Genomic DNA, 14,264 nt, shown 5'->3' on the forward strand with positions numbered 1-14,264 from the left:
TCTGGTAGCATGTAGCATGCTGACGGCTACAGTTATTTAAATTTAGCAATGGCCTGAAAGAGTTGCTGGTTTTCGTCTACGTTGCCGATGGATATGCGCAGACAGCCTTCGCAGCCGGGCAGGCTGGAACGATTGCGTACGACAATGCCTTGCTCCAGTAAATAGGTATAGAGACGATTAGCCTCTTTCACCTTCACCAACAGGAAGTTGGCATCCGAGGGGTATACCTTTTCCACGGCATCCAAGGTCGGAAGCGCCTGCACGAGCATTTCCCTTTCCTGCACGATCTCTTCCACCATGTAGGCCAGTTGCTCTGTCTGCTCCAGTGCTTTCAGCGCCAGCTCCTGGGTGGCTTCATTTATATTATAAGGCGGCTTGATCTTGTCGAGTAACGCGATGATCTCTTCCGAGGCAAAGGCCATACCTAACCGCAAACCCGCCATACCCCATGCTTTGGAGAATGTCTGCAAAACGACCAGGTTCGGGTACTCGGCCAAGCGGGTGGTCCAGCTAGGCGCATCGGCAAAGTCAATGTAGGCTTCATCGACCACCACCAGTCCGTCAAAATTATCCAGCAGGGTTTCGATGCTTTCTGCCTCGATCAGGTTGCCGGTCGGGTTGTTGGGTGAGCAGACAAAGATCAGTTTGGTCGTATCCTTTACCTGCCGCAGCACTTCCAGCACGGGGATCTGAAACTCCGGCGTCAGCTGCACAGCGTCCAGTTGCACCTCGTTCAGGTTAGCCGATACCTCGTACATACCGTATGTTGGCGGCAGATGCAGCATGCTGTCCTGTCCCGGCCGGCACACCATCCGGAACAGCAAATCAATGGCCTCGTCAGAGCCGTTGCCCAGGAAAATCTGGGATGCCTTCACGCCTTTTATACCTGCTATCCTCTCTTTCAGCTTTTTCTGATGCGGGTCCGGGTAACGGTTGTATCCTGCTCCAGCCAGGCTACCCAGGTTGTTTTCGTTGGCATCCACAAAGACACTGGCTGCTCCCTTAAACTCGTCACGTGCGGAAGAATAAGCTTTCATTTTCAGCACGTTCGGCCGTACAATTCTCTCCAGGTTAAACATTTTGCACCTCCTTTAATCTGATACTTACTGCATTTTTGTGAGCTTCCAAACCTTCGGCAGCTGCCATTACTTCGATCGTTTTCCCGATGTTCTGCAAGCCTGCCGGCGTGATGTGCTGAAAGGTGATCTTCTTTGTAAAGCTGTCGAGCGACACGCCGCTGTAGGCACGGGCATAGCCATTCGTAGGCAAGGTATGGTTCGTGCCGGAGGCGTAGTCGCCCGCCGATTCCGGACTGTAGTTGCCTAGAAAGACCGAACCGGCGTTTGTGATATCGTCCAGTACCTCTTCAAAATTGTTGATAGACAGGATCAGGTGTTCCGGTGCATATAGGTTTGAAAAACGCAGCATTTCATCTACGCTTCCAAACAGTATACCTAAGCTGTTTTGTAAAGCTTTGGCGGCAAACTCTTTGCGGGGCAAAATTTCCAGTTGTGCCTGTAGCTCTTGCGCTACGCTGCTTAGCAGTTGGGCAGAAGTAGTTAAGAGCACCACTTGCGAGTCAGCACCATGCTCCGCCTGCGAAAGCAGATCAGCCGCCACAAAAGCAGGGTTGGCAGAGTCGTCTGCGATTACCAGCACTTCGGATGGTCCGGCTGGCAAATCGATGGCTACACCGGTTTTGCTGAGCATCTGCTTTGCTACGGTCACGTACTGGTTACCCGGTCCGAAAATCTTGTTCACCGCAGGTATAGACTCCGTACCGAAGGCCATGGCTGCAATAGCCTGTGCGCCACCCACCTTGGCAATTTTATCTATACCTAGCAGAGAGGCTGTGTAGCGTATGGCCGGATGTATGGTTCCGTCTTTGGATGGTGGTGTGCACAAGAGCACCTCCGGACAACCGGCAAGCTTGGCTGGTACCCCCAGCATCAGCAAAGTTGAGAACAAAGGTGCGGTGCCTCCCGGAATGTATAAGCCCACCCGATCGATTGGCACGCTCTTGCGCCAGCAAGTCACGCCCGGCATGGTTTCCACCTGCTTAGGCTGCTCGGCCTGCTGCGCGTGAAAAAGCTGTATGTTGCTATAGGCCTGCAGAATAGCTTCTTTCAGTTCGGCGGACAATTCAGATTCTGCCGTTGCAAACTCCTCCTGCGTAGCAAAGAAGCTTGTCAGTTTTACGCCGTCATACCTTTGCGTCAGCTCCAGCAAAGCGGCATCGCCCTGCTCCCGCACCAGTTGGAAGGTCTGGGCTATACCTGCCTCCAGGTCTTCATAGTTTTGGGTGGGTCGCTTTGCCAGTTCCTGCCAGTCTGCTCGGGCCGGAAATTCTATTTTACGCATCATATGATCATCTTTTCAATGGGTACTACTAATATGCCCTGTGCACCAGCCTCTTTCAGCTTCTCAATGATCTCCCAGAAATCATCCTCATTTACAACGGAGTGCAAAGAGCTCCAGCCCTCTTCAGCCAGTGGCAAGATGGAAGGTGATTTTGCTCCTGGCAGCAGCTCGCTGATTACAGCAATCTTCTCGTTCGGGGCGTTCAGCAGAATATACTTCGCTTTCTGGGCGCGCTGTACGGCGTGGATGCGGAACAACAGTTTATTCAGGATCTCCTGCTTTTCAGCATTCAGGCCGCCGTTCGCAATCAGGACCGCCTGCGACTTGAACACACGTTCTACCTCCCGCAGCCCATTGCTGATCAGGGTACTGCCCGAACTCACGATATCGCAGATGGCTTCTGCCAGCCCGATGCTGGGGGCGATTTCTACAGAACCGCTGATGGTATGGATGTTGGCCTGTACGCCTTTTTCATCCAGGTAGGCCTGCAGCAGTTTAGGATAGGATGTGGCGATGTTTTTCCCCTGCAGGTCGCTGATGTCTTCGTAGGGGTCGCCCTTCGGCACCGCCAGCGACAGGCGGCACTTTGAGAAGCCAAGTTGTTCTACCGCCAGGTGCTGCATGCCTTCCTCGACCAGCACATTCTCTCCCACTATACCTATGTCGGCCACACCATCGGCCACGTAGCCCGGTATATCGTCATCGCGCAGGTATAGTATTTCGAGCGGAAAGTTGGTTGATTCGGTTTTGAGTTTAAGCGAGCTGGTGATAAAAGAGATACCGCACTCACGGATCAGTTTCAGCGAGTCTTCACTCAGTCTGCCGGATTTCTGGATTGCTAAACGTAGCATATATGTTGAATGGATTAAATAGGTACAAATAAGTATAACCTTGCTGCTGGCAAAGTATAATAAGGGTGCAATGACCCTACAGGGGGCTATATGATTGTTTTATTCCTCTTACGAGGAATGATGGAAATGATGGTGATGCGCAGCAGAACCACAGGCAACAGGCGCTGCCGTAGAAGTGAAAGAAATGATATGTAGCGTGGTTTTGCTCATCTGCTGCTGCAAAGGTACAGTTGATTTTGGTTTATACAAACAAGCGTCGATATTGTTTTGCGTGTGACATAATTTAGCCCTTAACTAAAAAGGCACCTGCCCGTTACGACAAGTGCCTTTTTAGTTAAGGGTCAAAAGACCCAGTAAGCGTTAGCTTACTTTTTGAGAATCATTTTAATGGTCTGTGCTTTAGAGCCAGTGATCAGACGGGCAAAGTATACGCCTTCAGCCAGGTGACGGGCATTCAGTTCGTACTCGTATACCTGTCCGGCATCAGCCTTGCCAGTCGCCACTTTCCTGATCATCGAGCCTCTCACATCGTACACTTCCAACGCAAAGTTCTGCTCTGTATCGAAAGCGAAGCGAATCGTCGTTCTGTCAGAGAAAGCGTTTGGATAGTTGTCGAATCGGGCAGAAGACAAGCCTTCGAGTTGGTCAACTGTTCCAAGCTTTTTGCCATTGCTGGCCGTAAGCTCTTTTGCTTCGTGGATCACGATAGAGCCGCCGCCCGTTCCGTTGTTACCTAAGATGGTGGCATCATTGGAGTTTTCATCTTTGCCGATCTGGTTATCATATACTATTTGACCTCTTCCATCGACAATTTTAATTCTGAATTTGTCTGGCCCTGTTGCACCTTTCCAGTCACCATCGATAGCGGTTATAGTAAACTTGTAACCTGATGCACCGTTCACAGTTCCGGTACCCCGGTAGGTAGCTTTGCCAGCGGCTATCACCAGCGAGCCAGACTCGTGTATGGTACTCTTGAAGTTGATGCTGCCCGCACTAAACTGGAACTCGGTGTTACCGTCCACCTGGCTGCTGCCTTTCTTGTACTTTGATACAAATCCAAAGTTCGCTTTACCAATTGCTTCAGGATTTGCAGGCATCGCGCTAGCAGGAGAGTCAATCCAACCGCCGCCAGTTACGAAGCTGCCGCTCGCATCGAATACAGGTATATAAGCTGTTGATGAAGAGCAGCCAGAGCCAGCCACAGCTTCTACCTTGTATACACCCAGCGGTAAAGCTGAACTTGGAATTACTGCACTCGCTACTCCTGATCCATCTGATGTAGCTTCGATACTGAAAACAGGTTTACCAATTTCATCAGTAACAGTGAAAGTCACTGGAACTGCACCAATACCTACAGTACCAGCTGTCACAGTTGCAGACAGACTCGCTGATGAGCCCAATGCTACAGGTTTGCTGCTGGCGCTTGCATCAACAGTTATACCTAGAATATCAAGATTTGCGGGTACATAAGTGACAGTGTAATTACTATTTGCAACTGTACCCTGACCAAGGGCATACGCTCCTACAGTCTCACCTGGCTCTCTGGTTATAGAACCAGAGAAGTTGATTTGTTCACCATTTGCCAACGTAGAACCTACTTCAGGGCTTGACACAAAGTCTAACGCGGGGTCTGCTTGACCGCAATATTTCTGTTTAGCGTTTGCTGTTACAGTAACTTCCAACGGAGTGATATTCAGATCAGCACCATTATAGGTCAGTGAGTAGTTGCTACTCAGGGCAACACTGCCTTGCTCGATCGCAAAAGTACCAACGTTCTCACCGTTTTGTCTGGAAAGCGAACCTGTAAAGGCGTCAGTACCTACGAGAGAGCCTGTCGTGATAACATAGGTCAGCGCTGGGTCTAGATCTCCGTAGGTCTTACTTTTCGCATTAGCCGTGATAGTAATCGCTTTCGGTGTGATAGTAAGATTTGCAGCCTCGTACGTGATCGTGTAGTTAGCACCCGCAGTCAGTGTGTTCTGATTGATGGCATATGAGCCAACGTCCTCACCAACTTCCCTTTTTAGTTCGCCACTAAAGTCTTCGCCATCTACCAGATTGCCTACCTTCAGCACGTAAGTTAATGCTGGATCGCTGTCACCGTATACCTTGCTATTTGCAATTGCAGCAACCGTAACAGCTCTTTGAGAAATAGTGGCGGTAGCCGGTGTTACAGATACTAGCGTGTAGTTTGCCTTATCGTCTCCTGCGAGCGATACTGTAGCTGTAATGGTCCTATCTCCTGCATTTGCATCACTATAAACCGCACCCGTTACTGTAGCTGTAACATCATCAGGCGAGATCACCCCATCCAAGGTGGCCGTAGTACCACCAGCGGTTGTCGTTCCATCATAGACTTTGCCTGCATTTGCCAAGGCTGCAGTCACTTCTTTCGGAGCAATCACCAGCGTGCCTTCACCATCTGTAGCGCTATAATTGCTGTTGTTCAGCACTGCTACTACTGCATAGGAACCTGCTGCTGTTGGCACATCTGATTTTCCATTATACGTTACAGTAACCGCTAAACCTTCAGGAGAAGTCGTCACAGTGGCTGCCTGCTCAGCACGGTTGTAAGTCTTAGACAAACCAGTCACGGCAATGGAAGCTGGTGCCTGATTGATAGTAAGCGTACCAGACGTGTTGCTTACAGTATAGTTGCGTAACTTATTATTTGAATCTACAAGTGAAGCTGTGATAGGGTAAGTTCCTACATTCGAAGCTTCATCAGCCGCTGTGTTGTAGATGGCTGTAATGGCATCGCCGTTCTTAATGCCGGTTAATGTACCGTCCAACACAGGATTTGCCACTCCAAAGATTCTATCCTTATCATGTGCAACTACTGATAGACCAGCTTTTAACACCGTCAAAGTACCATTAGTTGATGTCACAGTGTAGTTCGTAAGTGCATCGCCACTTAGCAAAGGACTGATGTCATACTCCCCTATTTCGCTTGTCTCAGTAGCTACTGTAGTGTATGAGGCTGAAATGTCGTCGTTGTTCCTGATACCTGTAATCATGCCTGTAAAGTTCGGGTTAGCATCACCATACACTTTTTCAGCAGCGTCAGCCGTCACAACCAAATCTGCTTCCGTGATGGTGAATTCGGCCGTGTTGTAGGTGATCTCGTAATTACTCAGAACATTGGCTGGGCTCAGTGTGGCACTAATGGCGTAAGGACCGCCGACAACAGTCTCACCCGCCAGACGGCTGTAAGAAGCAGTCACTTTGTCCGAAGCCAGGAAGCCCTCTAACGCACCGTCCAAGGCAGGGTCTGAAGCACCGTACGTTTTGCTGTTGGCAATAGGCGTTACTAAAGCAGTCTTCCGGGTAATGTTTGCCAGGGCTGTGCTTACAGCAGTTAACGAATAATTGTCCTTATCATCACCTGAGAGCACTGCACCTGAAATAGTAACCACTTTACCATTTCCTGCATTTGCATCAGCAAAAGCGGCCGTGCCGCCAGTTAGTTGAACATCATCTTGTCCGATCACATCTTGCAGATTTCTGCTTGATACGGTTGCAGCATCAGTGCCATCGTATACCTTGTTATTCGCCGCAAATGAACCAGTGATTGGCTGGGCAGTAATGCTTGCAGTTGTTGAAGCTGTATTGTTACTCAAGGTATAGTTGGTGCTCATGATAGACACACCGGCTGTTACAGTCTTGCCGCTACCCACATGTTTATCAGCAAAGCTAGCATTGTTAACGTTCACCTCTACCTGATCGCCTTCTACAAGTCCTTCCACAGTGCCAGCAGCAGTAGCAGTGGCAGTGCCGTCGTATACCTTATCCCTTGCAATAATAGACGCTACCAGCGCTTTCGGAGTGATCTGGAAGGTAATAGTTTCAACCACATCTAAGGTATAGTTATTACTTAGTGAAAGGGTACCAGTAGTAATTGCATAAGGTCCTACATTTTCGCCGCTGTTTCTAGACAAAGCCCCTGTGAAAGCATCCTCACCTACTAGGGCAGTGTTTGTGGTATAACTGAATACGGGATCGTTGCTACCATATACTTTATTCTGACCCTCAGTAGGCGTTACAGTGACAGCCTTTGGCGTAATCATGAACAATGTACCTTCAGTGAGACTCAGGCTATAGTTATCTCCGAGGCTAAGCGTACCTAGCGTAACAGGATAAGTGGTAGCATTTTCACCGGTGACTCTCTGTAATGCACCAGTAAAATTGTCTCCAGCTACTATTGAGCCTGAAGTTGTTGTATATGTCAATTCCGGATCCGCATCGCCGTATACCTTGCTCAAGACATCAGCAGTGACAGTTACAGGTCGTGCATTTACAGTTAAGGTGCCGTTAACAGTAGTGACCTTGTAGTTATCGATGGTTACACCTGTCACAGTTGGTTCAATACTGTAATTACCTACAGGCGAGAGAGCAGTTGCTGAGGAAGAAGCCGTCAGATCAAAAGTCTCTCCCTGCACTGCGCCACTTACGATCGAGGCAGAAAGCGGTGGGTTTGCATCACCATAAGCTCTGGCAGCGTTCTCTGCCTTGATGGTTAATGCAGCTTGATCGATAATCAAGGTGCCAGATACATCTTCCGCCTCATAGTTTGCATTTTGAAGGCTTGCAGTTATAGGATAGCTGTCTGCTTTAATGTGACTATTGTTTGTTACTTGAACACCAGTCAAGCCTTCTGGTGACGTGGTTACACTCACTGACTTTGCAGTGCCGTCATAAGTAAATCTGGAAGCATTTAAGATAAGTTCTGCTTTCGCTTTGCTGATCACCAGCGTGCCGCTTGCAGTTGCTGCATCGTAGTTATTGTCACCGGCAAATGAAGCAAGCACCTCATATACACCCGCATTCACTGGCGTAGTAACACTCACATCTCCCTTCTTATAAGTAACAGTTGCAGCACCCAATTCAGCACCACCCAAACCTGATACAGTTGCACCGCTTACAGATTTGGCAGAGCCGTCATAGGTATAAGGTCCACCCACTGTCAGCAAAACAGTCGGCGTTGCTTTCGCCACATCGATAAGGATGGTAGCTGTAGCAGCCTTGTAGTTGTTTGTCTCGGCTGCTGTCACAGAAAGTATCTGCTCGTTACCAGCACCTAGGATAGCACCCGCTGCAGGCGTATAGGTCAAAGAAGCGTTCTCGAGCACCGAGGCGTTCAGTTGCGTTGCTGAAAGTGCAGTGCCATACGTAATGGAAGCCGGATTATTCCAAGTGATTGTTTGTTCGGCTTTGTTTACAGATAGGTTGGCAGAGTTGCTACTTTCACTGTAAGTAGCATCACCTTCAAACATTGCGGCAACAGCATTAGTGTGTTCTCCTGCGTTGATACCAATTAGGCTAACATTAGTTAAGACAGCAACTCCATTAGCATCTGTTGTAGCAACACCAACCGATGTACCGTTCAAACTAAAGCTAATATCTTTTCCACTAAGGTTAGTGGTTTCTGATTTGAGAGTGGCAGAGAGTAAAGTCGTTCCACCGAAAGTACCTGTAGCCGTACCTACTGAAAGAGCTGTGGGTTTTATAGTATTGATTTCAACTTCAACTGTACCCTCAACACTAGTACAACCATTCACAATCGCAGTTACCGAGTAAGTTCCGTTGGCAGCTGAAGTGACATTTGATATAGTTGGATTTTGTGATGTAGAGATAAACCCGTTAGGTCCTGTCCAATTATATGTTGCATTAGAAATCGTAGAGGCTGATAAATTTAAATTTGCTCCTGTTGTAACAGGGCTATTACTTGAGGCACTAGGAGCGTTTGGTTTTACATTAATAGTAATATCGTTGCTTGCACCTGTACCTATTGTAGCAGGGTTACTTATTATATCAGGGTCGTTACTAGACCTTACCCTAAGTTTATAACCAGTTCCTGCTTCAGTGCTGATAGGTATAACAGCATTGACAGTATAAGTACCTTGCTTATTAGCAACTTGTCCTATTACTGTTGCAGGAGATAAAAATATACCATTCTTATTACTTAATTCAATGGTAAAAATGTTGTCATTTTTAAAAGCACCCTGTCCTGCAGCTACTGCGGTAAAAGTTACAGGTACTGTACTCCCTGCACAAAACGAAGAACCTGGAACTGTTACAGATGAATAACCAGCATCAGTAAAAACAGTAGTTGCTACTTTACCCGTCTGTTTACCTTTGACTTCTACTGTGAAAGTTACTCCCAAATGTCTGTCTTCAATTGGGTACTCAATTCTCCAATAACCCGTTGAGTCTACAGGTGTATCATGGTAGCCATGGTGATGTTCATGTACAGGATCCTCATTTAAATGAATATCTACAAATTGGTCCTGTGTCCATCCGTAACCTTCAATAATAGCTGTTTGACCTGGAGAGTAATCATCTTTATCAGACATTACTGTAGGATTGTAATCATTCAAGGCATTAACGCCTGCAAAAGAAAGCGAAGCCATTAACGTGACTACATACAGTAGTCGCCACTTCACCATGTGTTTTAGTAAAAATTTACCATTCATAAAGTAGTAATAGAGGGTTTAGGGTTAAAAGCTTTTCAATTCATCTCACCTTGATGATTTAAGGTGCAACTGGTAGTAGCATGTGGGTGAAAATTGTGGTGTAGGCATAGAAAAAGAACATGACTCTCCTGACTGATGCATTGCAACACTATAGAAGACATGTTCTGTTAGAACTACACCTAACCTTATAATATTTAAAATAATTAATAGCTTTATACAAAAATACAACTAAAAGGTTATACTCTTCAAATATTTTTTTTGTTTATTTACATATTATATTAAAATTTATATACTTTTCACCTGTTGTTAGCAGGCTTAACATCCAATTATCAGACCCTTAGCAAGGTTTATGCAATGTTATAGCGAATGGAGCTTTGAAAACCAGTGCTATTTTTACTTAACTTTGTATCAAAAATTTTATATATTTTTTTTCTAGCTTTGGCATAGTTTTTTCGGTATGAGCACATACTACCGAAGGCACTACACACGTATATAGATCATGAAGAAGTATTTGCTCAGTTTACTAGCCCTTGTTTTTTGCTTCGCACTTAGTCAGCAAGCGGCCGCCCAGATCAAACTGCCGCAGGCCAGTCCTGCCGCTTTGGTGAAACAAACTATTGGATTGACTGAGATAACGGTGCGCTACCATGCACCTGGTGTTAAGGGGCGTCAGATCTTTGGATCGCTTGTACCTTACGGAAAGCTATGGCGCGCTGGTGCCAACGAGGCTACTTTGATTACCTTCGAAGATGATCTTTTCCTGAACCACGAACGTGTCCCGGCTGGTACTTACTCTTTCTTCATCCTGCCGGAAAATGAGACGGAATGGAACATTGTACTAAACAAAGACACCACGCTTTGGGGTTTGGAAGGCTACAGTGAGCTCAATGATGTGGCATACCTGCGGGTAACACCGACAAAGATTCCTTTCCAGGAAACATTGCAGTTCGCTTTCAGTGATATCAGTACCAATACCGGCACGCTGAACCTGACTTGGGAGAACTCAAAAGTGACGATCCTTATCGAAACCGAAATTGAGAAGAAGGCGCTTGCCAACATCAACAAAGCGCTGAAGGAAGCAGCTCCCGACGACTGGTATACCTGGGCGCAGGCTGCCGATTACCTGACCTCCCGCAAAGACCAACACGAGAAAGCCTTAGAATATATTAACAAGTCGATCGCCATTAAAGAGACTTTTTTCAATAATTGGGTGAAAGCCAGACTGTATGCGTTGAACAGAGAATATCAGGTAGCCGCTAACTTGAGCGCCAAGGCCATTCAATTGGGACCTAAAGAGCCGGAAAGCTATCAGACCTATGCGCGGGAAATTGAATCGGCGTATAACGAATGGAAAAAGCGCAGGTAACAGCGCTTTAGACGGATGCAAAGCAGGGTTTCGGTGACAATCGGAGCCCCGCTTTTTTTGCTTAAAAACGGGCGATGAAGCGAAGGTTTACCCGGCGGCCAGTCAGAAAATTTGGTATAGCGTAGGTCAGGTTGTTTACGTCCGTGACGTAGCTGTAAGAAATGCGGTTCTGCGCATCGATGATGTTGAGTATCTCCAATCCTATCCAAAGACTCTCCAACGATACTTTCTTTCGCTCTGTCAGGTCATCTCCTAAGGCTATAAGCTTCGAGAACCCGATGTCCACCCGCTTGTAAGACTTGCCTGAAAAAGCATTGCGGAAATCCGGACGATTTGGCGGACCAAATGGCAGTCCACTACCATACACTGCGTTTAGGTACATCCGGATGGTTGGGTTATCGGGCAGGTGGTCCTGGAAGAACACGCCTATGTTCAACAGTTGATCTGTCGGCCGGCGCAAATACCCCCGATCCTTGCTTCCGGTTATTTCGCCGGAACTGTTGTATATGAGGCTGGAGTCACCCTGCACGTTCTCACGCGTCTGCATCATTCCTAAGCTCAGCCAGGACTCCGCTCCTTTTATAAACTCCCCGTTCACCCGCACATCAAAGCCGGCTGCATAAGCTTTTGCATTGTTCTGTCCGTAATAGCGCAGCCGCACATTGTCCAGATCATAGGGCACGACGTTGGTCATGTGCTTGTAATAGACCTCAGTAGTCAGCTTAAAGTCACGGTCCCAGGCCTTGAAAAGATAGTCGCTACCCACCACGGCATGCAAAGAGCGCTGCGCTTTCAGGTCCGGGTTTAGCTCGCCCTGGAAATTCCGCAGCTCCCGGTAAAAGGGCGGCTGGTAGTAGAGCCCGACAGCTGCTTTAAATGAAAGGTCAGGATTCTGGCGGGTGATAAAAGAATACTGCACCCGTGGCGTAATGGTTAGTTCATTGTTGTAGCTCCAGTAGTTGGCCCGGATACCATAGGTGATCGTCCTGAGCGAATCCAACTCATAGGTATGCTGCACATAGCCGTTATAACGCTGAGTATGCAGGTTGAGCTCGGAATCGAGCTGATAAGCCATGTTCACATAATCTGAGGAATCCACAAAGCCGTACTCAACCAGGCGATCGTTGATGCGCTCCAGGCTGGCTTTGGCTCCGGCCAGCACGGTGCTGCGGGCACTCAGGCGCCATGTATTGCGACTCTCTGCGGCCAGTACCAGCGCTTTCAAGGCGTTGCGGGCATGGTCAAACTGACTGCCGATGCCCCGGTCACGCAGGCATTCGCCCTTGTCGTTGCGCCCAAGCGTATTCACGTCGCAGAGTCGATACAAGGCCTCTATATCCCGAAGCTCGCGCTCGAGCGAGTGTACGCCCGAAATGATAAATTCTGTCAATAACTCTTCCGACACCTGATGACTGAGATTGGCTCCCACCTGATAGGTATCGTACTCCATGTTTTCCTGTCCCTCATAAGCCACCAGCAACCGAAGGGGCGCCTGGCGGGTACCGAAAGTGGTGGTGCGGTTTTCAGGCTCCACCCTGAAATTGTTACTCGCATAACTGCCCAGCAATCCCAGTTTAGTGCGCTCTGGCTCTTTGCCCAGATCGAAACTCAGGTATACCTGCCCATCTGTAAAAGTGGGCCGGTACTCACCGTCTACCTGCAGCCCCTGCAACATGTACCTACTGTTCTTGTGGCGCAGGCCCATCAGGAATGAGACCCGCTTATTCTTGGAGGCTTCCTCCAGGTGTATGGCGCCCCCGGTGAGGCTACCGGTCACAGATCCAGAAAAAGAAGTGGGGCGTTTGTACTCGATGTTGAGCACTGAGGACAGCTTATCGCCATACTTTGGCTGCCAGCCTCCGGAGGAGAACTCCACGTTTGCCACCAGGTCGGGGTTTATGAAGCTCAGCCCCTCCTGCTGGGCCGCCGATATCAGAAATGGACGGTAAATCTCGATTCCGTTGACGTATACCAGGTTTTCGTCGTAGTTGCCACCCCGCACCGAATAGGTTGAGGAAAGTTCGTTGTTGCTGGTCACTCCGGGTAGCGTGGCCAAAATCATGTTAAAATCCCCGAAAGCGGAAGGAAGGGTTTTCGTGAGTGTCGGATCCAGCTTGGTCACGCTGACCTGCTCGCGGGTATCGTCTTCACGTTTCCCCCGCACATCCACCTGCCGTAGTTGCTGCGGGTCGGCTTCCAATACAAAGTCGAGCACCAGCTCCTGCCCTGCCTCAAGGCGAACGCTTTGCTCCTGCTGCTTATAACCGAGGAAACGCACTACCAGAACGAGTTCCTCAACACCAGGCACTTTGAGACTATACCTGCCCTGGGCATCAGTTTGAACGCCAAGGGTACGGCCCTGCACACTTACCGTGGCCATTTCGAGTGGCTGGCGGTTATGGTCCAGAACCGTACCCTTTATGATCCCCTGCTGTGCATAGACACCTGCTGGCAGCAGCATTAAGAGCCATACCGCAAGATATCGGAGCATAGGGGTGCTTAGGTTTTTAAAATTAGGCCTGATTTTTCAGATTAGCGATGGTCTGCAACGGATCTGCTGAGTTAAACACGAAGCTGCCGGCTACCAAAGCATCTGCCCCTTTCTCTAATAGCAAAGGTGCATTCTGCTGATTCACGCCACCGTCAATCTCAATCAGTGCCTTGGAATTGCGGGCGATGATCAGGTTTTTCAGGGCTTCGATCTTACGGTAGGTGTTTTCTATAAACTTCTGTCCGCCGAAACCCGGGTTAACCGACATCAAACAAACCAGATCCACGTCCCCGATCACATCGTCGAGCAGTTGTACGGAAGTATGGGGGTTTAGGGCTATACCTGCCTTGGCTCCCGTTGCTTTTATCTGCTGGATGGTACGGTGCAGGTGGTTGCATGCTTCCAGGTGGACGGAAATGATCTCGGCTCCTGCCTCTCTGAACTGCTCAATGTAAAGCTCCGGCTTTACGATCATCAGGTGCACATCAAGCGGCTTCTTGGCATGGCGCTGAATGGCCTGCAGTACCGGAAATCCGAATGAAATGTTGGGCACAAAACGGCCATCCATGATGTCGATGTGCAGCCAGTCGGCCTGGCTTTCGTTCAGCATTTCTACTTCAGACTGCAGATTGGCAAAATCAGAAGCTAGTACAGAGGGGGCAATAATTGGTTTCATGAAACAAATATAGAAATTAAGATAGAATCCATCGTGTGAAAAACAA

The 14,264-nt window shown here is 48.4% G+C and carries 7 protein-coding genes; 1 reads left to right on the forward strand and 6 read right to left on the reverse strand.

The window, feature by feature from the left end; all coding sequences use genetic code 11:
• Positions 1-32: 32 nt before the first annotated feature.
• The 4 genes from hisC to AC4QZR_RS08530 all read right to left on the reverse strand — a co-directional run bounded on the left by hisC (position 33) and on the right by AC4QZR_RS08530 (position 9,685).
• Entirely contained in the window at positions 33-1,079 is a 1,047-nt protein-coding gene (gene hisC, locus AC4QZR_RS08515) for a histidinol-phosphate transaminase (RefSeq protein WP_494480529.1), read from the reverse strand.
• Positions 1,072-2,361 (reverse strand): histidinol dehydrogenase, encoded by a 1,290-nt coding sequence (gene hisD, locus AC4QZR_RS08520; protein ID WP_494480886.1) that lies wholly within the window; start codon positions 2,359-2,361, stop codon positions 1,072-1,074. Before hisD ends, hisC begins: the two co-directional genes overlap by 8 nt.
• A complete protein-coding gene (gene hisG / locus AC4QZR_RS08525; protein ID WP_494480530.1) occupies positions 2,361-3,212 on the reverse strand; it encodes an ATP phosphoribosyltransferase in 852 nt (283 codons plus the stop codon). Before hisG ends, hisD begins: the two co-directional genes overlap by 1 nt.
• A gap of 365 nt (positions 3,213-3,577) precedes the next feature.
• The gene (locus tag AC4QZR_RS08530; RefSeq protein ID WP_494480531.1) at positions 3,578-9,685 is read right to left on the reverse strand and encodes an MBG domain-containing protein; all 6,108 of its coding nucleotides are present in this window, start codon (positions 9,683-9,685) and stop codon (positions 3,578-3,580) included.
• A gap of 499 nt (positions 9,686-10,184) precedes the next feature.
• On the opposite strand from AC4QZR_RS08530, the gene AC4QZR_RS08535 reads away from it, so the two are divergent.
• On the forward strand, positions 10,185-11,051 hold the full coding sequence (locus AC4QZR_RS08535) for a DUF2911 domain-containing protein (protein WP_494480532.1): 867 nt from the start codon (positions 10,185-10,187) through the stop codon (positions 11,049-11,051).
• Between the two features lie 61 nt (positions 11,052-11,112).
• Here the strand turns inward: AC4QZR_RS08535 and AC4QZR_RS08540 are convergent, their stop codons facing one another.
• The gene (locus AC4QZR_RS08540; RefSeq protein WP_494480533.1) at positions 11,113-13,542 is read right to left on the reverse strand and encodes a TonB-dependent receptor; all 2,430 of its coding nucleotides are present in this window, start codon (positions 13,540-13,542) and stop codon (positions 11,113-11,115) included.
• 22 nt (positions 13,543-13,564) lie between these two features.
• Positions 13,565-14,218 carry a ribulose-phosphate 3-epimerase gene (rpe, locus tag AC4QZR_RS08545; protein WP_494480534.1) on the reverse strand — a complete coding sequence of 218 codons (654 nt, stop codon included), beginning with the start codon at positions 14,216-14,218 and terminating at the stop codon, positions 13,565-13,567.
• Positions 14,219-14,264: the final 46 nt, after the last annotated feature.

The organism is Pontibacter sp. YIM B11418 (assembly GCF_059278805.1).